Genomic DNA, 23,957 nt, shown 5'->3' with positions numbered 1-23,957 from the left:
AAAGAATCCCGGAGAAAAAAATTTCTCCAGGATTCACAGTTTAAAAGTGTATAGTGTAGTTTATTATTTTTTATTTGCTTTTTCTTTAAGCTCTTCTTTGTCTTTATCAGAAGGGTTCCAAACTTTCACTTCAGTATCTTTTGTGATATTTGATCCCGGAAGAATCTGAACGTTGATCCCGTCACTTGCTCCCAGTTTCACATATACTTTTTTGAATTTCCCATCTTTTTGTTTTGCCTCTACGAAAGGTACATCTTTTCCTTGTTTCTTTTCATACTGAACCAAAGATTCATCCAATAATAATGCATTTTTCTGAGAACTCAATACAATTTCACCATTTGCAGAAAAACCTGCTCTAATATACTCATTATTAGGATTAGATACGTTTCCTTCTACCGGAAATTTAATAGTTCCTGCATTATCTTTACCTTTTGGAGCAATCATCGTCAGTTTTCCAGGGAATGTTTTATTTTGAAGTGCACCGATCACAATGTTCATATCCATTCCTTCAGTTAGTTTTCCGGCTTGTGCTTCATCGATTTCACCTTTAAAGATCAAAACATTTAAATCAGCCACAGAGCAGATGGTAGTTCCGGCGTTAAAGTTGTTCGCTTCAATCACCTGACTTCCTGCTTTTACAGGAACTTCAAGTACGGTACCTGAAGCTTTGGAACGAATTTCTGTAGTTGCCAGACCTTGGCCTTTAAGTTCAGGGGTTGCTCCTGTTTTAGCAATCTGTAATCTTTTTTGAGCCGTATTTAATTGTTGCTGAGCGTTTTTCAACGTCTGCTGCTGAGAGTACAATTGCTGCTGAGAGTTGAGATACTCCTGTTTAGAAGCTACTCCTTGCTTGTAAAGCTTATCCTGCATTTCAAACTGCTTTTGCATATTTCCTACATTCATCTGAGCATTACTGATCTGGATCTGTGCATTCTGAACTTCTTGCTGAGCAGCGTTTACTTCGGAGATACTTGGAACAATTTTTACAGTAGCAATCAGCTGTCCTACTTCAACTTTATCTCCTTCTTTTACTAGAATCTTATCGATAATCCCTGCAATATTGGGTTTGATTTCAATTTCTTCTTTTGGAACAATTTTCCCTGTTGCCATTACTTTATCATCCATATTCTGGATAGTAGGTTTGCGGGTAAGGAAAGCCTCACTTTCTTTGGAGTTTGATTTGATAAAATAGCCAAGCCCTGAGAACAATGCCACTGCAAATAAAAGCCCCAAGACTATATAAATGGCTTTTTTCCAGGTGAATTTCTTTTTCATATGTATAGTTTATTTTTTATTAAATAGATGGAAAGATTTAAAAATTAAAAGATAAGTTCGTTATTTATGAACTGGGCACTTTCATTTCCAAATTGTATCATTTTCAAATTAATTATTCTGTTCTTAATGCTTCAATAGGTCTGATCTTTACCGCTCTCTGCGCAGGAATCATCCCGATTATCAATCCTAAAACCACCATTACAGCCATCGCTGCAAATACGTTTCCATAGTTAACGGTCGGATTATAAAAAGGAAATGAATCCTGACCCTGGGTAACAGCATTAAGGATCATAAGGACAAAAATTCCAGACATAAAACCTATTAATCCTGAGGAGAGTGTAATCACAACACTTTCCAGCAAAATCTGATTTCTTACTTCAGCAGGCTTTGCTCCCAATGCTCTTCTGATTCCGATTTCTTTGGTTCTCTCTTTTACCGTAATCAAAAGGATATTTGAAATAGCGATTACTCCTGCAAGAATAGTCAGTGTACCAACAATAATGGTCAGCAACTGCATTCCTGTAAGAAAACCGGTCAGTTTTTTAAACTCTTTTCCAAGGTTGAAACTTCCGAAAGCATTGGTATCTTCAGGTGAAACTTTATTCTTGGTTTTTAAAACCTGTTTCACTTCTTCTTCCACAGAATTAACGTTAGCATTAGGCTTGCTTACAATAGCAAACAGGTCGATCTGGTCTCCTGCATTATACATTTTCGTATAAGTGGAAAGTGGAATGAAAGCTGTCTGATCATTTTCAAAGCCGCCTCCTTTTTTAACACGGAAAACTCCGATGACATTAAAGAAGAGACCTTTAATATTAATTGATTTTCCTATTGGATTTTCTTTTTTCTTGGAATCAAAGAAGTTTTTATAAATTTCTTCTCCAATAACTACTACATTTTTATTCCCGGAAACATCGGCATCATTGATGTAGCGTCCGTAGATCAGTTTTTTTTCGGAAATTTTATTTCCTACAGAGTAGTCTCCGGTAAGCGAATAGGTTCCGTTTTTCCCGTTTCTTGACATTGCTTCTCCCGGTGTTCCGGTAAAACTTCCTCTGGCATTTTGGGGTGATATATAATCTATGGCAGTTACTTTTCTTTTCAGCATGTCCATATCAGTTAAGTTCAGATGAACTTCTCTTCCTTTAGGAAATCCTTCATATGGAATAGACGTTTTCTGTGCCCACAAGAAGATTGAGTTGGTAGCAAAACCGGAAAATAATTTATCAAAACCATTCTCCATTCCTTTTGCGGCTCCAAGAAGGCTTACATACAAAAACATCCCCCATCCTACGCCAATCATGGTAAGAAATGTTCGGAGTTTATTATTCCTCAATGAATAATAAATTTCCTGCCAAGTATCTTTTTTAAATATGATATTCACCTTTTTGAATTATAAGTTATAAGTTATAAATTATGAGTTATGAATTCCACCAAACTGATTTATTTGCCTTTGAGCTTATTTATCTGTTATTCTGTTCTCAATGCTTCAATAGGTTTGATTCTTGAAGCTCTGTATGCAGGCACAAATCCAGCAATCAATCCGGAAAAAATCAGTGCAATAAATGCCATAATAATAGATCCCCATCCTACACTTGGGCTTTTAATGAAGAATTCTTCAAGACTATCCCCAATAAGACTTAATGTCAAAACACCTATTCCTACTCCTACAAGTCCGGATACCACTGTAATTACAACGCTTTCCTGAACAATCAGACCTACGATTCCGCTTGGCTTTGCTCCAATAGCTTTTCGGACTCCGATTTCTTTGGTTCTTTCTTTCACGATATACACCATGATATTACTGATCCCGATAATTCCCGCAAGCAATGTCCCAAGACCAATGAATCCAACAATAGCAGTAAGAACTGCCATAAACATAAATGTATCATTCATATTCTTGGCGTTATTCCATACACGAACTCCATTTTCATCATCAGGAGAAACATTTTTTCTGGATTTCAATTTATCTTGTAACTCATCACCATATTTTATGGCCTGATCCGGAGTCAACTTATCATCATAAGTAATATATGCTATATTTACAGTATCAGAACCTTTTTTCATCTGCTGTAAAGTAGTAATAGGAACTGTAATATGCCTTTCATCTCTGTCTCCTCCATCATCTGAAAAGACTCCGATTACCTTGTACATCGTTCCATTAATATCCAGCTCTTTTCCAATAGGATTTCCATTTTTGATCAAATCCCGCTGAACCATTCTTCCGATTACGGCAACATTTAACTTCCTTGTTAAATCCATAGATGTCAGATAGCGACCATCAATAATTTTTCTATTTTCAATAACCTGCTCCCCCGGCTCAGCTCCATTGATCTGATAAAGACCACTTTCTTTCCCATATTTCACCATTAAATTGGCACTATACCTGGGACTTGAAGGACCCGCTTTTTTCTTGTCTGCATTAATCAAAAAATCATAGTCTGCGTTATTCATTGTAACATTTCTATCAGACTGTAATCCCTTATACGCTAAAGTGGCTTTCCCTGTTGAAATAATAATAAGGTTCTTAGCATCTCCGGCAAACCCTTCAGAGAAAGCATTCTGAAGTCCTTTTCCAATTCCAAAAAGTACAATGAAAATAAACAGTCCCAAGGCTACTGTAAACCCTGAAAGTACCGTCCTAAGTACATTACTTCGGATAGAACTGAATATTTCCTGCCAACGATCTAGGTCAAACATTTTTTATTGGTATTTAAAGATTGAAAAATTTAAAGATTAAAAACTGAATCAGTAAATTTTCACATTATCTTATTTTCAAATTATCAAATTCCTAAAGCACAATCTGCTTAATAAACTCATCACTTTCAATAATCCCGTCCTTCAGTACTACATTCCTTTTGGTTTGTGCAGCAACGTCCGGTTCATGGGTTACAACGATGATTGTTTTTCCTTCATTATTGATATCCTGAAGAAGTTTCATAATATCATGAGTAGTTTTGGAATCCAATGCTCCTGTAGGCTCATCCGCCAGTACTACTTTTGGGTCTGTAATCAAAGCTCTTGCAATAGCGACTCTTTGTTTCTGACCTCCGGAAAGTTCACTCGGAAGATGGTTGGCCCATTGTGCCAATCCTACTTTCTCCAGATATTCCATAGCTTTCTGATTTCGCTCTTTTCTCGGTACATTCTGATAGTACAGAGGAAGTGCTACATTTTCTAAAGCCGTTTTATAATTAATAAGATTAAAAGACTGGAAAATAAATCCTAGAAACCTACTTCTGTATTCCGCAGCTTTTACTTCAGATAAATGCTCGATAGGAACTCCATCCAATTCATAAGTTCCTGAATCTTTTTCATCCAGAATCCCAATAATATTAAGAAGCGTAGATTTTCCGGAACCGGAACTTCCCATAATAGAAACAAACTCCCCCTCAGAAATATTCAGATTAATTCCTTTGAGAACATGAAGTTTACTTTTCCCTGTATCGTATGACTTATTTAAATCCTGAATTACTAACATTAAGTGATGTATGTTTTATACCCAATAAGTAGATGATATTTTCAAATTGTTACAAGAATAAAAATTTATTCAAATATTTTTTTGTTTAACACTGTAATCCTTTATTTATAATACTTTATAAAATATCGTTTAACTGTAACTCAGTATTTGTATCTATTTATCCTCAAGATTGCTGTCTAGCCTATTATTCGAGCCAGTTTCATGTAAATGTGGAAAACTTTTCAGGCTAAAAGTCAGCCTATTAGTATTTACCTCTTTCAAAATCAGTTCTTTTTTTCGAACTTTGCTATTAGTTCTTTACAAGAAATATGGTTTTGTGAAAGTGAATAACTTTATTTTACAACGCACAGACAAACAAAAAGTTAAGTATTTCCGGAACGTTATCCACAGAGATCTAAATTATTTAATTATATAAATTTAATATGGGAATTTTTGATAAAAGAGTAAGTTATAAGCCATTTGAATACCCGGAGGTTCTTCAATTTGTAGAGGCAATCAACAAATCGTTCTGGGTACATTCGGAAGTGGACTTTACTGCAGATGTTCAGGATTTTCATTCGCAGTTGGAACCACATGAAAAGCATGCTGTGAAAAATGCGCTGTTAGCCATTGCACAGATCGAGGTGTCTGTAAAGACATTCTGGGGGAATTTATACAACCACCTACCAAAGCCGGAATTCAATGGATTAGGATCTACTTTTGCAGAATGCGAGTTCCGTCATTCTGAAGCATATTCCCGTTTATTAGAGGTATTAGGATATAACGACGAATTCCTTAACGTGATCGAAATTCCTGCTGTAAAAGGAAGAATCGAGTTCCTTGGAAATGCTTTAAAGCACGCTAATTCTGCTACACCTAAAGAGTATGTTTCTGCTTTACTATTATTCAGTATTTTAGTAGAAAATGTTTCTCTTTTCTCGCAGTTTGCCATCATCCTTTCTTTCACAAGATTCAAAGGTTTCATGAAAAACGTTTCCAATATCATTGCATGGACTTCCGTAGATGAACAAATTCACGCGAATGCAGGAATCTACCTGATCAACAAAATCCGTGAGGAACAGCCTGACTTATTAACAGACAGCGATATCGAAGACATTTACACTTTAGTAGATGAGTCTATCGCAAGAGAAGGAGACATTCTTAGCTGGATCTTTGAATTGGGAGAAATTGACAACGTTTCTAAAGAAGATCTTCTTAACTTCATGAAATACCGTGTAGATGACAGCTTGAAGAAAATCAACATGAAAACAAGATACAACATTACTCCTGAGCAATACAGACCAATGGTATGGTTCGAAGAGGAAGTTTTCGCCAATTCATTAGATGATTTCTTTGCAAAAAGACCTGTAGACTATACGAAGCACGATAAAAGTATTACAGCAAACGATTTGTTTTAATATTGGGGCGCGAGCGAAGCGAGCGTCAAAGCAGTCAGTATCAGGATTACCCTTTTCTGATTAATAAGTGGAATTGCTGTTCATGAATAAAGCACAAATACAAAAGAAATGATCAATGTAATAGTAACCTATACGGTAAACCCCGAATTTGTTCCAAATAATAAAACGAATATTCAACAATTTCTGGAAGATTTCAAAAATTTAGATCCTTCCACCTTTGAATATAAAGTTTTTGTAAAGGAAGATGGTGTTACTTTTGTACATTATTCAAACTACATCAATGAAGAAGTTCAGCATGAAGTTTTGAATGTTCCGTCTTTTAAAGAATTTCAGAGATTAAGAGATGAAAGCGGACTGAACGGTTCCCACAAAGTAGAAATTTTACAATCAATAATATAAAAAAACAAAATTCCGGAGTGATTCTCTCATTCCGGAATTCGAAAATATAACATCTATGGAAGAGCAAAATTCAAATATATGGTGGCTCAATGAAGAGTCTGAGCAAATGCTGAACAGAGGATATCTGTTGAAAGGTGAAACGGTAGACGGAGCTATCGACAGAATTACCACTGCTGCAGCAAAAAGGTTATACAAACCTGAACTTCAACCAGCATTCAAAGAAATGATCACAAAAGGATGGATCAGCTTCTCTTCTCCTGTATGGGCTAATATGGGAACAGAAAGAGGTCTTCCTATCTCATGTTTCAACGTTCACATTCCGGACAGCATTGAAGGAATTACTCATAAAATGGGTGAAGTCATCATGCAGACTAAAATCGGAGGTGGTACTTCAGGATATTTTGGAGAATTAAGAAACAGAGGAACAGCTGTTACGGATAATGGAAAATCTTCAGGAGCAGTTTCATTCATGAAGCTTTTCGATACGGCTATGGATGTTGTTTCTCAGGGAGGAGTAAGAAGAGGTGCCTTTGCTGCTTACTTAGATATTGACCACGGAGATATTGAAGAATTTTTATCCATTAAAGATATCGGTAGCCCGATTCAAAACCTGTTTACCGGAGTATGTGTACCAGATTACTGGATGCAGGATATGATTGACGGTGATATGGAGAAACGTAAAGTTTGGGCAAGAGTATTGGAAAGCCGCCAGCAAAAAGGTCTTCCTTATATTTTCTTCACAGACAACGTAAACAGAAATAAACCTCAGGTGTATAAAGATTTGGGAATGACGGTAAATGCAAGTAACCTTTGTTCTGAGATCATGCTTCCATCTACAATGGAAGAATCTTTCATCTGCTGTCTGTCTTCCATGAACCTTGAATTGTACGATGAATGGAAAGATACAGATGCTGTAAAATTAGCGGTATACTTCCTTGATGCTGTATTATCTGAGTTTATTGACAAAACTGAAGGTAATTATTATCTGCAGGGAGCAAGAAACTTTGCGATGCGTCACAGAGCTCTTGGATTAGGAGTTTTAGGATACCACTCTTATTTACAGAAAAATATGATTCCGTTTGAAAGCTTTGAAGCGACTCAGTTCAACGCAAGAGCATTCAGACATATCAAAGATCAGGCTGAGCAGGCTTCAAGAGAACTTGCCAACATCTATGGAGAACCAGAAGTATTGAAAGGATACGGATTGAGAAATACCACAACAATGGCTATCGCTCCTACCACTTCAAGTTCTGCAATCTTAGGACAGACTTCTCCTGGAATTGAGCCTTTCTCTTCTAATTATTATAAAGCAGGTCTTGCGAAAGGAAACTTTATGCGTAAGAACAAATACCTTGCACAACTATTGAAAGAAAAAGGACTGGATAACGAAGAAACGTGGAGAACAATCATGTTGAACCACGGATCTGTACAGCACCTGAACGAGCTTACTCCTGAAGAAAAGGCAGTATTCAAAACGTTCAAAGAAATTTCTCCAATGGAGATTATCTCTCAGGCTGCACAAAGACAGCAGTACATTGACCAGGCACAGTCACTGAATCTTCAGATTCCTTCTACAATGCCTGTAAAAGATGTCAACTACCTTTATATTGAAGCTTGGAAAAAAGGAGTAAAAACCCTTTACTACCAAAGAAGTTCATCTGTTTCAAAAGAAATGATGGTTAACTTCGTATCATGTTCAAGCTGTGAGGCATAGGACCAAGTAATAAACACGCTATATTTACAAAAGCACGCCGAGAGGTGTGCTTTTGTCGTTTTCATAGGCCTTTAGTTTCCCACAGATTGCACAGATTTTCACAGATGATTGGTAAAAATTGAAAAAATTTCACTTCAGCTCCTAATGTTGATAGGTTTTGGCTAAAGCCGTCGGAATTGGTCTTTATTTTTTAAACAGGCTGAAGCCCGTTCCTATTGAATAATTACAGTTTGTATATAATTACTTTGAGCATTTCCCACAGATTACGCAGATTTTCACAGATGATTGCGTGTATTTAAAATGATTTAGTAAGCATAAAAATGTATGCCTTTTATTGGTAAAATTCATCATTCATCATTCATCATTCATCATTCATCATTCATCATTCATCATTCATCATTCATCATTTATAAAAAAAGGTCCGGAAAGAAAATCCGAACCTTTGAAAAAGAATTATATGAAGTAAAATGTAAAAGCGTGATTAAAAATTATATCGAACTCCCAACTGAGCCTGAAATCTTGATGCAAACTGATCAATGGTATAAGGTAGCCCCGGAGTTTTAAAATTATAGGTAGGGTCTCCCGAAGAGGGTTGTCCTGTAGCTACATTCCCAACCTTTGTTAATCCTACACTTGCTGTTGAATTGAAAGTATTAGGTACAAAATATACTTTACCCCAATCTTTGTTCAACAGATTGGTAAAATTGATGATACTTAATGAGACCTGTATATTATTCTTGGACTTCTTACTCAATCTTATCTCATCCATGATTCTGATATCTGCCTGAATATTCCATGGGGTAACATCACCGTTTCTTTCTGTGAATTTGCCTCGTCTGGATTTCAGATAGTCATTGCTGTTGACAAAATTTTCGTAGTCTGCAATCTGCTGCTGAGCAGTTACCAATACATTTCCAGCAGCATCTTTTATAGGAACGATATATTTGGAAGCTTCTGTTGCATCTTTAAAGATATAGGCAAGTCCAGCGGCCTGTCCTGTATTGGCAATTGTACTGTTTACAAATCCCCATGAAAAAGGATTTCCGGACTGAGCATTGAAATATACATTGGTGGATAACCTGTTCATATCAGAAATGTTAAAGGCATATCCAAGATTGGCTACCACTCTGTTTTTGATGGCGAAATTGGAAGTGGTCAGTTTCGGATCATTAGGCGTAAGAGACTGGTTCATCTGCCAGTTACTTTCCATAGAGTTTCTGATACCATTGGTGATATCTTTAGCATCTCCGTAAGTATAAGCTACAAAGAAATTAAATCCGAAATCATACGACTTTGAAAGCTGTGCTGTCAGGTTATAACGATATCCTTCTTTGGTATTGGATAAAAGATAAGCGTTAGAGAAGTTACTGTTGATATTTGTGGTATAGACCGGCATTTCATGGTTCGTATCATAGCTGTAATAGGTCACATTATCCGTCTTGTTCACCTGCTGGAATTTCAGATCATAAAGTACTTTTGTATAGATTCCTTCCAAGGTTAATTTATATCCTGCCAAAGTATAATCAAAAGCTAATGAACTTCTCCACACTCTTGGCATTTTAAAATTATTATCAATAAGATCTACCTGTACTTTTGAAGAGTTCTGCCATTTCGGGAAATTGGCACTGTTCAGTGGATCTCCGTTGGCAGCAAGCTGTGCTGGTGTCGGTGCATTATAATCATAACTTCCAAAACCTACTCCATCATTATAATAAGCATATCCTAACCATGCGAAAGGAATTCTTCCTACAAAAATCCCTGATCCTCCTCGTAGTACCATCGATCTGTTTTCTGTAAGATCAATCGTAAATCCAAGTCTTGGAGAAAATGTTGGCTTATTCAGGTAGTTGTTGGTAAGCTGGCTCAATGGAGTATAATTGTAAGTATTTCCAGCATTTGGATCCTGAGGAGAATTGGTTACCAGTGGACTTAATTGTGGTTTATTTGGTAAATCTGTATAATCTACTCTTACACCTGGTGAAAGTCTCACTCTTCCCCAGTTGATTTCATCCTGAAGATACATAGAAAGCAGATTTACTTTATATTGTGCATAAGGATTATCAAAAAGGGTATCTCTGCTGTCTCCGTTGAAAGGGTAAGTACCTCTTATCCTTGCAGGTGTTCCATTATAAAAATCAGTTAAGTTTTTATAGGAAATTCTTCCGTTCAAAGCATTTACAAAACCATAATCAATATTGTAGAGCTCATTGTGAGTTCCCAGTAAAAAGGTATGATTTCCTTTTTTGTAAGTAAGATTATCTGTGATTTCAAAAGTTTTCTGCTTCATATTGAAAACAGTAGCCTCTCTGTCATTTCCCAGCAAGATTGTTCCTCCGTTGTAAGCAATTTCCACTTGTGGAAACATTGCATTACCAGAAGTAGGATCTCTGTAATCATGAATAGAAGAATATCCAACCACTAAATTGTTGCTCCATTGATCATTAAAACGGCTTTTCAGCTCAAGTGTAGTGGTAGACGCTGTATTTTTCTGAATGAAATCCATGCTGGAAAATCTGAAATTAGCTCCATCTCTTTCCAGGTTGGATGCCTGTGAAAATACTGTATTGTTTTTAATGGATAAAGTATGTTTATCATTAATTTTCCAATCTAACTTATTGAAAAGTTTAGAACTTTCAGAGAAGTTATTGTACTGGTTAAAGCTTCCTACATTGAATCCATATTTATTTCGTACAAAATCTGAAATCTGTTGAGCAACCTGTTCATTCACCAAAGCTCCAGGATCGTTGGCGTTATAGAAAACAGGATCCGTTCTTTTGGTATATTCAAGATTGGTAAACAGAAACACCTTATCTCTAACCACCGGCAATCCTACTCTTCCTCCATAGATAAAATCTTCAAAATCACTCGGCATTTTAGAATTATCTCCTACTCTGTTTCTTCCTGTAATGGCTGCATTTCTTCCATATGCGTAAATAGATCCGGTAACATCATTACTCCCACTACGGGTTACCGCATTAATACTTCCTCCAAGGAAATTCCCCAATTTTACGTCGTAAGGTGCAATATACACCTGTACATCCTGAATAGCATCCAGACTTATTGAATTGGAACGCGTACTGCTTCCCGGCATTCCTGAAGTACCAGTCTGCCCTCCCAATGAAGGACTGAAACCAATAGCATCATTATTGATAGACCCGTCAATCGTTACGTTATTATAACGGAAATTGGTTCCGTTGAAAGAGTTGTTAGCACTCTGAGGAACCAGTTTGGTTACATCCTGAATTCCACGATTGATATTCGGAAGACCGGAAATCTGAGCCTGGCTGATTCCTACTCCGTATTTTGCTGTAGTTTTTTTGGAAGTAATTTTTACCTCATCAATTGTTTTCTCTTTGCTTCCTACTTCTACTACAGGTAGGTCATTATTTCCTAAAGAAAGCTGCAGATTCGGGTTTTCATAGATCACCTGTGATCCGTCAGAAATTTCAATTTTGTAAGGTCCTCCCGGTTGAAGGTTATCTAAACTGAACTGCCCTTTGCTGTTACTTTTTGTTTCAAAGGTACTGTTGGTAGGAATGTGTACTACCTTTACTGTGACTTCGGAAGAGATTCCCTTTAATCTTCCAAAAATTTTAGAGCTGGTTTCCTGTGAAAATGCAAACCCAAATGATAACAGAGCAAAAGCACAGATGATTTTTTTCTTCATATTTTATTCGCTATAAACTTGGTGTAAAATTATATCTAGTAAAAACGAAGTATGGTAACATAGAATTAACATTACGTAACAGAATGTTTAACATTTCCTTAAAAAAAACTTAATAGAAAGAGGGTCAAAATTTTAAAAAATTTTCTAGACAACATTTAAAAAACGTTCTATTTTTCAGGTATCTCAAAAGGTTTCAATTTCTTAAAATTCTACTATGAACAACTATTCTCTGTTGAAGTATTTTCCGTAGAAACCATAGAATGCTCTGATTTTTTTGGTTTATATTTGTGTTTATTGTTTAATACCAAAACTACAGATATGAAATTCGGACAAGTAGAAGATCCTTCAAAAATAGATTTCACATTACCCAAAGATCATCCTAGAACCAAAGAAATGCTGGCTCTTAATAAAAAAGGGCTGGAAAACATTTCTATAGGATGTGCTAAATGGAACAAAACGGACCTTAAAGGATTTTATCCTAAAGGAACTAAGGATGAGTTAACTTATTATGCCACTCAGTTTAATTCTATCGAGCTGAATGCTACTTTCTATGGAATGCCCACTCCAGATCAGGTAAAAACCTGGAAAGAAAAAACTCCGGAAAATTTTAAATTCTTCCCTAAGATCACCAATACTGTTTCCCACTTCAGAAGACTGATTGATGTTACTGATCCCGTGACTCATTTTGCTTCTGCTATTATCAATTTTGATGAGAAACTGGGAATGGCTTTTCTTCAGCTTCACGATAATTTTAAACCTAAAGATTATGACAGGCTGGAAAAATTCGTAAAAGAATGGCCTAAAGAAGTTCCGTTAGCAATCGAACTCCGAAATACGGAATGGTTTACCGATGAGGAAATTCTGAATACAACCTGTGATCTTTTTGAAGCCCATAATATCACCAATATCATTGTAGATACTGCCGGAAGAAGAGATATGCTTCATATGCGCCTTACTACTCCTAATGCATTTATTCGCTATGTAGGAGCTAATGCTGAAAGTGACTACGAAAGACTGGATGACTGGTTGAAACACCTTACCCAATGGAAAAAAGAAGGTCTTCAGAATCTTTATTTCTTCGTACACCAGAATATTGAAAAAGCTTCTCCTTTATTATCTGCTTATTTTATCAAGAAGATGAATGAAGAATGGAAAACTGATATTCATATTCCGCAAATGGCAACAGAAAGTACCGGAACACTTTTTTAGTACAAAGGATTGCTGAGATAAAATTAAATAAGCTACATTCAGTTAATCTCTTACAGTCGATTCATTCCTTTTCGTAACGAAAAAAATCGTATATTAGAGTATAATGTATTTCACTAAACATTATGCTTTAAAACATAAATTATGGAAAAGGAAATTTGTACAATCAGCATTGCTACCAACTGGCTTGGTGATGAATATATTTTTTATGAAAATCATACCATAAAAAGAGTATATGACAGCCACAGTTTAAATTCCAATAAGAGCGAATGGCTTGATCCTAAAGAAATCAGTAAACAAAATAAGGATAAACTTGTCAAAGCCTGTCCTGAAGAATTTAAGGAACAGATTATGCAGATTCTGGATTATCCTTAATAAAAACTAAAAAGGTAATGAGTTTCCAATACTCATTACCTTTTTTATTTATTTTTTCTAAGCAGCAATACAAGATTGAGAAACAGAAGCAGAAAGTCCAGCGTAATCCAGATTCCTAATTTTGTATTCTCATAGTTATAGGCATCTACCTGCTTTTTGGCCGCATCAGACAGCTTCATACTTTGATTGATATAATTCTGTACTTCTACAATCTGATCAATGTTTTTATTGGGTACAGAATGTTGAGAAAAATAGACTAAGTTTTTCTTTCCAAGATAGCCTACAATCCAGTATTCATCAGACTTATCCATTTTCAGATATTCTATTCTGTAATATTCCGGACGTATTTTTCCGATATGTTTAGGCTCAAGGGTTGTATTTTGATCTGTTTTATCTACTTTGATTAAGTAAAAATCCAATGCCTGTGGAAGTTTATTAACCACCTGAAGCCCCACAGAATTATCCACAAATGCCACAGCACTTTTCTTGATAAACCAATACGTAAAAACAGAAATTGAAAAAACAACTGTTACAATACGAAACAGCTTTGCCCACTTGGCCATACTTCCTGATTTAACCTTAAACAGGACCAACGAAAGGACACAAGCCAGAAATATGATAAAAATAATGAGTGTCATATTTTACAAAGATACTTCTTCTCTCTATTTTATCCATATCTGAGGCCAATTTTTAATTTTAACCAGCCCTAAAAATTGGTTTTCTATCTTTATATTCCTTTGAGTTAACCAAGTATATCTGTTCATAAAAATATCCGAACAAATAATGTCGTATACAATATTTGTTCGGATTGTTAATTTTTGACAGGCAGAATCAGATTTAATTCATTCTAATTTTATTTTTTCTACTCTACATTCCATTCTTTATAAAACTGATCAAGGAAATTCAACATATAATTGTGTCTTTCTTCTGCCATTTGTTTTCCCTTTTCAGTGTTCATCATATCTTTTAGCAGCAGCAGCTTTTCATAGAAATGATTGATCGTTGTACCGTTAGATTTTTTATATTCTTCTTTTGACATTCCTAATTTGGGTTTCATATCCGGATGATACATCAGATTATTTTTAAAGCCTCCAAAGTTGAATGTTCTGGCAATTCCTATAGCTCCTATCGCATCAATACGATCGGCATCCTGAACAATCTGAAGTTCAATAGGTGGATTTTCTGGTGCCTGATCTCTGTTTTTGAACGAAATATTTTCAATCACAAATAAAACCTTCTGAATAGTTTCTTCAGATACATTCTGTTCTTCAAGAAAGATTCTTGATATTTTGGGAGCAATGGTTTCATCTCCGTTATGAAATTTAGGATCGGCAATATCGTGAAGAAGTGCAGACAACTCTACTACCTCTTTGTCACAATCTTCTGTTTCTGCTATCTGAGCAGCCAGTTTCCAGACTCTTTCAATATGGAACCAGTCATGACCTGCTTCTGCTCCTTCTAATTTTTCTTTTACAAATGCTACTGTGTTGTCAATCGTACTTTTCATTTATCTATCAGTTCATTTAAAATAATATCCCATAGTTTGCTGTTGTAGCTTCTAAAAAAATTGATATGTCCGATTTCATTTTTATCCGATTCTGAAGCAGCTACGAGCCTGTAAGTAGGTTTAAGATTTGAATAGGTATTATTTAATAAACTTAATACTCCTTTTTCTGTAAGCCATATATCATCTTCAGCCCGGATTACAAATACTTTCTGGGTCAAATTTTTAGAAAAGTCATCAATTTTTTCCAACAGCTTGTTGGTTGATTTCCTGTTTAAAATTAAGGTTCTCCAGTCATATGCGCAATTTTTTGGAAGACTTTCTCCCAATCCAAACCAATGTGCAGGGAAATATCCTAGCAATGAAGTTGTTAATGGCTGGGCAATTCCAAAGCCTAAATATGCTTCAACTTTTGTTCTCCCTTTAAGGTTTCCTACAAAGGCATTTTGTGTTCCTACAAAAACAAATTCTTCAAAGATGTTGGAATCTTCATTCATTCCGAGAATGAGTGCGCCTACTGAATGGCCCAAACAGTACTTTTTATAGTCTTTAAATTCTGATTTGATATATTGAGTGATCGCTTTATAATCTTTCGAACCCCAAAGCCTCATAGAGCCACGAAATCCTCTCATATTTTTCGGTTTGGAAAGTCCTATTCCTCTGTAATCATAGGTAATAACTGTAAATCCCTGTTCACAAAAGTAGCTGGCAAAAGAAAAATAGACCTGCTGCTTTACCCCTGTTGCTGAGTTGATCAGTAATAGTTTCCCATTATCTCTTTCCGGCTTAAATAAATGGGCAACGAGAGTAATATGGTCTTCGGTGGTCAGTATTAGTTTTTCCATAATATAAAAAAAGAAAAAATCCACTATAAAAGTGGACATTTTACTTATATGTTTATGTTAAGTTTCAAACTTTTGATATGTTGCAAATAGCTTTAAGAAAAGAAATCTGAAATTCTCGGAAGCCCTGTCTGAGATCCTTTGCCTCCTGAAACTCTTGAGGAAACTTCATTTCCGAATTTCACACATTCTTCGATAGAATTCCCATGGCACAATGCAATGGCAAATCCTGACGTAAAGGCATCCCCCATCCCCATTTTATATACTTTTTCGTCCTTATCGTTTCTGTAATATTTCATTTCTGTACCATCAAAATAAATGGTGGAGTTGGTATCATCTCTTACAAATACTTTATTGAAGTACTTTTTAAGAACTTCTTCTCTTTTCTCTTCCCCAAAAATAACGTACAGTTCATTACTTTTAGCCACAATAAAGTCAACCATTTCTAAAATTTCTTCGTTGACTCTCATTGCCGGAGACGCATATAACCCTACTTTCTTTCCGTATTTCTTAGCTTTTCTAACGGTATGCTCTACAACATCCATAGAAACTTCAAGCTGTACCAGCACAAGATCTGTAGTATGAAAATATTTATCGGCTTCGTCTATATGCGATTTGCTAAGATGCTTATTGGCTGCCGGTACTACCACAATAGCAGCATTTCCGTGAGAAGTTGTTACATAGGCAGTTCCTGTAGCTTCTTTATCTGTTTCATGAACAAATCCTACATTTACATTTTCGCTTACCAGATTCCTCATGATCTGTTGCCCAAGAGGATCCATCCCAACGCATCCGATAAAGTATACACTGGCTCCCAACCTGGCCGTACCTACTGACTGATTAGCACCTTTACCTCCAAAATAACTATCTGATTTGATGGCTAAGACGGTTTCATTAGGCAAAGGAAGTTTTTCGGTTTCAAGAACCAAATCTATCGATGAGCTGCCCACAACAATAATACGAGGTTGTTCTGATGAGAAATTCATTGTGTTTTGTATTAGCTTTAAAATTTATAACTGACAAAATTGTGTCTCAAAAATAACTAATTTATAATTAACTTATTTCAATAAATTCAGTAATTATTTTCACTGGCTGTTGATCTTTGTTGTAAGCTATATAACTGGCATAAAATCCTTCTCCATATCCGGTTTCAAAAGCAAAGATAGTTCCGGGATGTTCTTTTGCCGGTTTAAGAAAGGCGTATTGATCTATTGCTCCGTTTTCATCAAAGAAATAGTCATGGAAAAATTCTTCATAGATTCCCATAAAATCACCTCCTTTATTTTGATATAATCTTTGTTCCAGTTCATTAAGGCTGTTTTGGGTATCTACATCCATCAGACATCCCATCCCACTTTCTACAGGATATCCAAAAACTTCTCCTTCTTCAAGATCTTTTATTTTCTGCCCTGCTGTAGTAGCCATTTTCCATTCTTTAATTTCAGAATTATTGAATATAATTTCGGCATAGGCTACACAGTTACTTTCTCTTTCTTTGTGAAGCATTACTGTGAAATCTCCTTTCGGAAATTCCGTAGTAAAAGGAAGCATATCGTTGGTGATCAATGGATCACAAGCCACCAGTTTCCCGCTTGAAAGATAAATCTTTCCTACTTCAAAACTTTCAAGCAACGGACTTTCTACAAAGTCTTTCGAGAATAGTTTTTGTATGTTTTCTATATGTGTCATTGTATTTATTCTTTAAACCATCAGGCTGGATACAATTATTCATGTGTATCCAGCCTGAGATTTTGACAAAATTTATTGTCTATACTTTATAAACTTTTCAGTTTCTCTTCAAGGATCGCAATCTTATCCTGAGCGTCTTTTTGCTTCTTACGTTCACCTTCTACAACTTCCGGCTTAGCATTGGCAACAAACTTCTCATTGGAAAGCTTCTTTTCTACTGAAACTAAGAATCCTTTTAAATATTTCACTTCTTCTTCAGTTTTAGCCTTTTCTTCTCCTAAATCTAAGTTTTCACTTAAAGGAATCGAAACTTCAGTTGCTCCTACAAGGAAAGTAAAGCTAGGCTTATCAGTTTTCTGTCCAAAATGAATTTCAGAAACATTAGCTAATTTTCTTACTACCGCTTCGTTGGCAAATTCAGATGCATTGGTAAATACTTCAACTGCTTCTCTTGGTGAAATTCCCTTTGTCTGGCGGTAATTTCTAACTCCCGAAATCAATTCAGCTGTAATTTCAAAGTTTTTAATGACTTCTTCATTAAAGCTATCCGCCTCCTTCTGCTGAGCAATAACAAGCGCTTCATCAATGCCTCTCTCTGAAATCAATTGCCAGATCTCTTCAGACTGGAATGGCATGAACGGATGAAGCAGCTTCATCAGTTCTTCAAAGAAATAGATCGTTTTATGATATACTTCTTTAGAAATTCCTTCTCCATAATTAGGTTTGATCGCCTCAAGATACCAACCACAAAAATCATCCCAAATTAATTTGTAGATCAAATGCAATGCATCAGAAATTCTGAATTTCTCGAATTGATCATTAATTTCGGCAATTGTTTTATTCAATTTATTTTCAAACCATTCAATAACCTGAGTGTCTGTAGCAATAGCAGGCTTATCTTCATGATTCCACATGTTGATCAGACGGAATGCATTCCAGATCTTCGTCATAAAGTTTCTTCCCTGAAGCATTAAATCTTCATCAAAAAGAAGGTCATTTCCTGCTGCAGAGCTCAATAGAATTCCTACACGTACTCCATCTGCTCCATATTTATCCATTAATTCAAGAGGATCCGGAGAGTTTCCAAGAGATTTTGACATCTTTCTTCTCTGCTTATCTCTTACAATTCCTGTAAAATACACATTCTTAAATGGAACTTCTTTTCTGTATTCCAATCCGGCCATAATCATTCTGGCTACCCAGAAGAAAATAATATCCGGACCTGTAACCAGATCAGATGTTGGATAATAATAGTTGATATCTTTATTTTCAGGATCAAGCAATCCGTCAAATACAGACATTGGCCATAACCAAGATGAGAACCATGTATCCAATGCATCATCATCCTGTCTAAGGTTTTCTATCGTCAGAGTTGAATTCCCTGTTTTTTGTTTTGCCAGTTCTAAAGCAGTTTCTTTAGTTTCTGCAACTACAAAATCTTCATCACCTTCTCCATAGTAATAAGCAGGAATCTGCTGTCCCCACCAAAGCTGACGGGAAATATTCCAGTCGCGGATGTTCTCCATCCAGTGTTTGTAGGTATTTTTAAACTTCTCAGGATAGAATTTTACTTCGTCATCCATTACTACATCCAAAGCGGGCTTAGCAATTTCAGACATTTTAAGGAACCACTGTACTGAAACTTTAGGCTCAATAACAGCACCTGTTCTCTCGGAAGTTCCTACTTTATTTACATAATCTTCTGCTTTCAGCAAAAGATCTTTTTCTTCAAGTTCTTTAGCGATCTGCTTTCTTACATCAAATCTGTTCTTTCCGGCATAATGTAAACCATGTTCGTTAAGATTTCCGTCATCATCCAAAGCATCAATCATCTTTAACTGATGTTTCTGTCCTATTTCATAGTCATTGATATCGTGAGCAGGAGTAATTTTCAATGCTCCTGTTCCGAATTCTATATCCACATATTCATCCTCAATAATCGGGATCACTCTGTTTACAATCGGTACGATTACATTTTTACCTTTCAGGTGAGCATATCTTTCGTCATTCGGATTGATACATACTGCTGTATCCCCAAAAATGGTTTCAGGACGTGTAGTGGCTACTGAAAGGAACTCTTCTGAACCTTCAATTTTATATTTAAGAAAATATAATTTTCCGTTTTGTTCTTTAAAGATTACTTCTTCGTCAGAAATATTAGTCTTTGCTTCCGGATCCCAGTTGACCATTCTATAGCCTCTGTAGATCAGCCCTTTATTATATAGGTCTACGAAACTTTTGATAACCTGTTGAGAAAGTTTATCTTCCATGGTGAAACGGGTTCTGTCCCAATCACATGAACATCCCAGTTTTTTCAGCTGTTCTAGGATAGTCCCGCCATACTTATTGGTCCAGTCCCATGCATGAGTTAAAAATTCCTCACGCGTAATATCTGACTTATTGACTCCTTCAGACTTCAGTTTAGCAACAACTTTAGCTTCAGTAGCAATTGAAGCGTGATCTGTTCCCGGAATCCAACAAGCATTAAATCCGCGCATTCTTGCACGACGGACCAGAACATCTTGAATGGTATTGTTCAGCATATGCCCCATGTGTAGTATCCCCGTCACATTTGGTGGAGGAATAACTATGGTATATGGTGGTTTGTCATTAGGTTCTGAGTGGAAAAATTTGTTTTCCAACCAGTAATTGTACCATTTTTGTTCTGTTTCCTGTGGATTGTACTTTTCTGAAATCTGCATAAATTCTATTTCTTTGGCTTGCAATTTGCAAAAATAGTCTAAAGAAAAAAATTTTTAAGCATGAATTAAAATAATTTTTAACTTTGTTTCACAAAATTTATCTAACAAACGTATTAACATTCAAGAATATGAAAAAATTAATTGCAGGAATTGCACTATTCGGGACATTTGCTCTTGCATCTGCACAAACTATTACATTTGATAAAACGACTTTCGATTACGGAACTATTAAGCCTAGTGCTGATGGTACAAGATTCTTTACTGTAACGAACTCAGGTGATAAGCCTTTGATTCTTTCAAATGTAAAACCTTCTTGTGGATGTACGACTCCTGAATTCAGTCAAGATCCTATCATGCCTGGAAAGTCTGCTAAGATCAAAGTTGGATACAACACAGCGATCCCTGGCCCTTTCAACAAAATGATTGAGGTTTTCTCTAATGACCCTGCAAATAGCAGAAGTGTAATCTACATCAAAGGTAACGTAGATGCTAATGCTCCTGAGCCAAAAGTATTGACTCCTGCTGAACAGAAAGAAGCTGCTAAAGCTGAGAAAAAAGCTGCAAAACTTGCAAAAAAGGCTGCTGCGAAGTAATCTCTACTCAAAAAAATAAAAGAACCGTCTCCAATGAGGCGGTTTTTTTATTACATTTATGTTTGATTAGGTGGCAGATGATAGGTAATAGATGGCAGCAAATGTATTGACGTTTATCAAATATATTATTTAGGTTTTGGCGAAGCCTTCGGATTTATTTATCTTTAACATGGCTGGGCTAAAGCCCACCCCTATTGAATTTTAATAACTTAATCTTTTAATCTTTTAATCTTTTAATCTTTTAATCTTTTAATCTTTTAATCTTTTAATCTTTTAATCTTTTAATCTTTTAATCTTTTAATCTTTTAATCTTTTAATCTTTTAATCTTTTAATCTTTTAATCTTAAAAATATATGGACACCGATTTCTCAGATAACTTTAAGGTAAGTGAAAAATTTTCGATAAAAAAAACATCAACGTCTTATAAAGGAAAGCTCGCGAAAGAAGAAGGAGAGCAAATGCTGATTCAGGAGAAAGAAAAACTTCGTGAGTTACAGGAAAAATTATATGCTGACGGAAGCCAGTCTTTGCTTGTTGTATTACAGGCTATGGATGCGGCAGGAAAAGACAGTATGATAGAGCATGTTTTCGGGGGAGTGAATCCTCAGGGATGTAATGTGACCAGTTTTAAAACACCAAGCTCCAAAGAATATTCTCATGACTTTTTATGGAGACATTATCTGGCACTACCACAGAAAGGCATGATCGGAATTTTCAACCGTTCTCACTATGAAAGTGTTCTCGTTTGTAAGGTGCACCCTGAATATAATTTGAGCGAAAAAACATGGTCTTCCGTAAAAGATTTTGATGCTAAATTCTGGGAAAACAGGTATGAAAGTATCCGTAACTTTGAAAAACACCTTTCACAAAACGGAACTACAGTTGTTAAAATCTTTTTGCATGTTTCTAAGGATGAACAGAAAAAAAGACTTCTGGACAGAATTGACGAACAGGAAAAAAACTGGAAATTCTCTGCAGGTGATCTTCCGGAAAGAGCATTATTCGACCAGTATATGGAAGCCTATGAAACAGCCATCAATGAAACCTCAAAAGATGATGCTCCATGGTATGTACTTCCTGCAGACAGTAAGTGGTTTGCAAGAGTAGCGGCCATTCAGATCATTATTGATACTCTGGAGAAAATGAATCCTAAATATCCTACTCTTTCTGATAAAGACAGACAGGAATTACAGGAATCTAAAAAACAGTTGGAAAGTGAATAAATTGGGTTGAAATTTAGAGGCTTGAAGATGGAGGTTTAAAATTATTACGTTAAAAACTTCACTCTTCCAGCCTCTAACTTCCAGCTTTTTAAAAAAAATCACGAGAAAATCTATAAGCCGGATTTTGTACTTCCGAAGAAGTGCCTGTTATTTATCTACGCATTACATTACTGCAATACTTGAGCTGATTACCCCTCGGTTTTCAGGACGAGCCGCCCCTATTTCCATTGCTGAAAAGAACCGATATACTTACCATTGCACCGCAAAGAGTTTACCTGGTTTCACTACAGCCGAACTGTACTTGCTTTCTGTTGCACTTGTCCTACCCTCACGGGTGACGGATGTTATCCGCTTTGCTGCTCTATGGTGTCCGGACTTTCCTACCCTTGCCGAAACAAGAATCAACAAGCCGATTTTCTCGCGGAGGCAAAGGTACACAAATTTTGTGGTAAAAAGGTAAAGAGTAAAAGGACTCAAGAGTTTTTAGCCCAATGTAAATAATATTGATTGAAAAATATCTTTCCTTTGCTTTTTGATGAAAATATAGAGTATTATTCAAATATTACTCTGGATCTTTAGGTCTTCTTCGATTTTCTTTTTTTTTACCGTTTTACGATTTTTAATTATAATTTTCACCAATTACTACTTTATTATTATCTTCGTGCCATTATATATCTATGGATTCCAGAGAAAAAGAATTTGCGCAGCTTATCAAAGATAATCAGGGACTGATTATTAAAGTATCGCGTTTGTATACCAATTCTCTGGAAGATGAAGAGGATCTTTTCCAGGAAATCGTGTTACAGCTCTGGAGAAGTTATGATTCTTTCAAAGGAAACTCTAAAATTTCCACATGGATGTACCGTGTAGCGCTCAATACAGCCATTACCCTCTTTAGAAAAAAAAGCAAAAGCCTTCCTACGAATGAATTGGACATCAACCACAAGGATTTTGTGGAAGATGACGATGAAAAACAGCAGCAGGTATCACTTTTGTATACTGTAATCAAGACTCTTCCTAATGTAGAAAGAGCCATTGTCATGATGTATCTTGACGATCTGCCTTACAAGGACATCGCAGAAAACCTCGGAATCACTGAAGTCAATGCACGCGTGAAAATGAACAGATTAAAGAAAACCCTTAAAGAACAGATGGAAAAATATGCCTGAATTTGATTTAGATAGCTTTAAGAAAACATGGCAGGAACAACCTGTACAGCATAAATATGACAACACTGAGATTCTTCAGATGTTGAACAGAAAGTCGCGTAACTATGTGAAATATATTTTCTGGATCAGTGTCGTAGAATTTCTTTTCTTTTCAGTATTAGGACTATTTTACTTTTTCCCGGAAGAGGAATCAGACAGTTTCCGTAAAATGTTGGAAAGATTAGGTGCTCAGGAAGCTCCTGAAGTAGAAAACAACTTCGGGCATGCTTATTTAGCGATAAAGGTCTTAAGTTTATTGATAACAGCATATTTTGTACTGAAATTCTACCAGAATTACCGAAGAATCAAGATTGAGGAAAATCTGAAGGGTCTTATCACCAGAATCATTAAATTCAAAACAACAGTCAATGCGTTCATTCTCATCAGCATTGTATTATTGTTAATATTCACTTTTGTATTGGTGGCTTTTATCTTTTATATATTAGATTCTCAGAATATACAGCCAAGTGGTTCCAATCTTACTATTATTATCGTGGGGATTGTCGTAAGTACATTGCTTGCGATTTCTATGATCTGGTTTTACTACAGGCTTGTATATGGTACTATTATCAGAAAGCTTGATAAAAATCTGAAGCAGCTTAAAGAAATAGATTCTCAGGAAAATTAATCTACATAGGCATAGTTCGGGATATAATTGTTAATTTTATTCCACCAAATCTTA

The 23,957-nt window shown here is 35.8% G+C and carries 20 protein-coding genes and 1 other RNA gene; 9 read left to right on the top strand and 12 right to left on the bottom strand.

The genetic code is table 11. The features are described from left to right. Window positions 1–63 precede the first annotated feature (63 nt). The 4 genes from REB14_RS09340 to REB14_RS09325 all read right to left on the bottom strand — a co-directional run bounded on the left by REB14_RS09340 (window position 64) and on the right by REB14_RS09325 (window position 4,756). Window positions 64–1,275 (bottom strand): efflux RND transporter periplasmic adaptor subunit, encoded by a 1,212-nt coding sequence (locus REB14_RS09340; RefSeq protein ID WP_034699066.1) that lies wholly within the window; start codon window positions 1,273–1,275, stop codon window positions 64–66. A gap of 112 nt (window positions 1,276–1,387) precedes the next feature. Then, complete coding sequence (locus REB14_RS09335) at window positions 1,388–2,659, bottom strand: ABC transporter permease (RefSeq protein ID WP_309522036.1); 1,272 nt, start codon at window positions 2,657–2,659, stop codon at window positions 1,388–1,390. 86 nt (window positions 2,660–2,745) lie between these two features. Then, window positions 2,746–3,975 carry an ABC transporter permease gene (locus REB14_RS09330; RefSeq protein ID WP_309522035.1) on the bottom strand — a complete coding sequence of 410 codons (1,230 nt, stop codon included), beginning with the start codon at window positions 3,973–3,975 and terminating at the stop codon, window positions 2,746–2,748. A 91-nt stretch (window positions 3,976–4,066) separates the two neighbouring features. After that, window positions 4,067–4,756 (bottom strand): ABC transporter ATP-binding protein, encoded by a 690-nt coding sequence (locus REB14_RS09325; protein WP_034699055.1) that lies wholly within the window; start codon window positions 4,754–4,756, stop codon window positions 4,067–4,069. Between the two features lie 422 nt (window positions 4,757–5,178). Here REB14_RS09325 and REB14_RS09320 point away from each other — a divergent pair, with 422 nt between their 5' ends. From REB14_RS09320 to REB14_RS09310, 3 genes are all read left to right on the top strand, one after another. After that, on the top strand, window positions 5,179–6,153 hold the full coding sequence (locus REB14_RS09320) for a ribonucleotide-diphosphate reductase subunit beta (RefSeq protein ID WP_041461620.1): 975 nt from the start codon (window positions 5,179–5,181) through the stop codon (window positions 6,151–6,153). A gap of 108 nt (window positions 6,154–6,261) precedes the next feature. Continuing rightward, window positions 6,262–6,552, top strand: coding sequence for a hypothetical protein (locus REB14_RS09315; RefSeq protein WP_309522034.1), 291 nt, complete (start codon window positions 6,262–6,264; stop codon window positions 6,550–6,552). 55 nt (window positions 6,553–6,607) lie between these two features. Further along, window positions 6,608–8,266 carry a ribonucleoside-diphosphate reductase subunit alpha gene (locus tag REB14_RS09310; protein WP_079242943.1) on the top strand — a complete coding sequence of 553 codons (1,659 nt, stop codon included), beginning with the start codon at window positions 6,608–6,610 and terminating at the stop codon, window positions 8,264–8,266. A gap of 481 nt (window positions 8,267–8,747) precedes the next feature. Here REB14_RS09310 and REB14_RS09305 read toward each other — a convergent pair whose 3' ends face one another. Beyond that, a complete protein-coding gene (locus REB14_RS09305) occupies window positions 8,748–11,933 on the bottom strand; it encodes a TonB-dependent receptor (protein ID WP_309522033.1) in 3,186 nt (1,061 codons plus the stop codon). Between the two features lie 318 nt (window positions 11,934–12,251). Here REB14_RS09305 and REB14_RS09300 point away from each other — a divergent pair, with 318 nt between their 5' ends. Then, entirely contained in the window at window positions 12,252–13,142 is an 891-nt protein-coding gene (locus REB14_RS09300) for a DUF72 domain-containing protein (protein WP_309522032.1), read from the top strand. 141 nt (window positions 13,143–13,283) lie between these two features. Then, window positions 13,284–13,514, top strand: a complete 231-nt coding sequence (locus tag REB14_RS09295; RefSeq protein ID WP_079242946.1) for a hypothetical protein — start codon at window positions 13,284–13,286, stop codon at window positions 13,512–13,514. Window positions 13,515–13,558: 44 nt separating this feature from the next. On the opposite strand, the gene REB14_RS09290 is transcribed toward REB14_RS09295, so the two are convergent. The 6 genes from REB14_RS09290 to REB14_RS09265 all read right to left on the bottom strand — a co-directional run bounded on the left by REB14_RS09290 (window position 13,559) and on the right by REB14_RS09265 (window position 20,251). Continuing rightward, window positions 13,559–14,152: a hypothetical protein gene (locus REB14_RS09290; RefSeq protein ID WP_079242947.1), complete on the bottom strand. Its 594-nt coding sequence runs from the start codon at window positions 14,150–14,152 to the stop codon at window positions 13,559–13,561. Window positions 14,153–14,376: 224 nt separating this feature from the next. Then, window positions 14,377–15,021 (bottom strand): HD domain-containing protein, encoded by a 645-nt coding sequence (locus tag REB14_RS09285; protein ID WP_079242948.1) that lies wholly within the window; start codon window positions 15,019–15,021, stop codon window positions 14,377–14,379. Continuing rightward, window positions 15,018–15,863, bottom strand: a complete 846-nt coding sequence (locus REB14_RS09280) for an alpha/beta hydrolase family protein (protein ID WP_079242949.1) — start codon at window positions 15,861–15,863, stop codon at window positions 15,018–15,020. Before REB14_RS09280 ends, REB14_RS09285 begins: the two co-directional genes overlap by 4 nt. Before the next feature lie 92 nt (window positions 15,864–15,955). Beyond that, window positions 15,956–16,846, bottom strand: a complete 891-nt coding sequence (locus tag REB14_RS09275) for a ribokinase (RefSeq protein ID WP_034699029.1) — start codon at window positions 16,844–16,846, stop codon at window positions 15,956–15,958. A 67-nt stretch (window positions 16,847–16,913) separates the two neighbouring features. Next, the gene (locus tag REB14_RS09270; protein ID WP_079242950.1) at window positions 16,914–17,549 is read right to left on the bottom strand and encodes a DUF4241 domain-containing protein; all 636 of its coding nucleotides are present in this window, start codon (window positions 17,547–17,549) and stop codon (window positions 16,914–16,916) included. Window positions 17,550–17,635: 86 nt separating this feature from the next. Then, entirely contained in the window at window positions 17,636–20,251 is a 2,616-nt protein-coding gene (locus REB14_RS09265; RefSeq protein ID WP_079242951.1) for a valine--tRNA ligase, read from the bottom strand. Between the two features lie 128 nt (window positions 20,252–20,379). On the opposite strand from REB14_RS09265, the gene REB14_RS09260 reads away from it, so the two are divergent. Continuing rightward, entirely contained in the window at window positions 20,380–20,844 is a 465-nt protein-coding gene (locus REB14_RS09260) for a DUF1573 domain-containing protein (protein WP_034699021.1), read from the top strand. 353 nt (window positions 20,845–21,197) lie between these two features. Further along, window positions 21,198–22,067 carry a polyphosphate kinase 2 family protein gene (locus tag REB14_RS09255; protein WP_309522031.1) on the top strand — a complete coding sequence of 290 codons (870 nt, stop codon included), beginning with the start codon at window positions 21,198–21,200 and terminating at the stop codon, window positions 22,065–22,067. A 97-nt stretch (window positions 22,068–22,164) separates the two neighbouring features. Here the strand turns inward: REB14_RS09255 and rnpB are convergent. Beyond that, window positions 22,165–22,488, bottom strand: an RNA gene (gene rnpB, locus REB14_RS09250) — RNase P RNA component class A. 256 nt (window positions 22,489–22,744) lie between these two features. Here rnpB and REB14_RS09245 point away from each other — a divergent pair. Together REB14_RS09245 and REB14_RS09240 are read left to right on the top strand one after the other, a co-directional pair. Next, on the top strand, window positions 22,745–23,236 hold the full coding sequence (locus tag REB14_RS09245; RefSeq protein ID WP_062673949.1) for an RNA polymerase sigma factor: 492 nt from the start codon (window positions 22,745–22,747) through the stop codon (window positions 23,234–23,236). Then, window positions 23,229–23,903, top strand: a complete 675-nt coding sequence (locus REB14_RS09240) for a beta-carotene 15,15'-monooxygenase (protein ID WP_309522030.1) — start codon at window positions 23,229–23,231, stop codon at window positions 23,901–23,903. The genes REB14_RS09245 and REB14_RS09240 overlap by 8 nt, the downstream gene beginning before the upstream one ends. The last annotated feature ends 54 nt before the right edge of the window (window positions 23,904–23,957 follow it).

Source organism: Chryseobacterium metallicongregator (assembly GCF_031324065.1).
Taxonomy (GTDB): domain Bacteria; phylum Bacteroidota; class Bacteroidia; order Flavobacteriales; family Weeksellaceae; genus Chryseobacterium; species Chryseobacterium metallicongregator.
The sequence above is the reverse complement of the archived record's forward strand: the minus strand, read 5'-3'. Positions and strand labels throughout refer to the sequence as shown.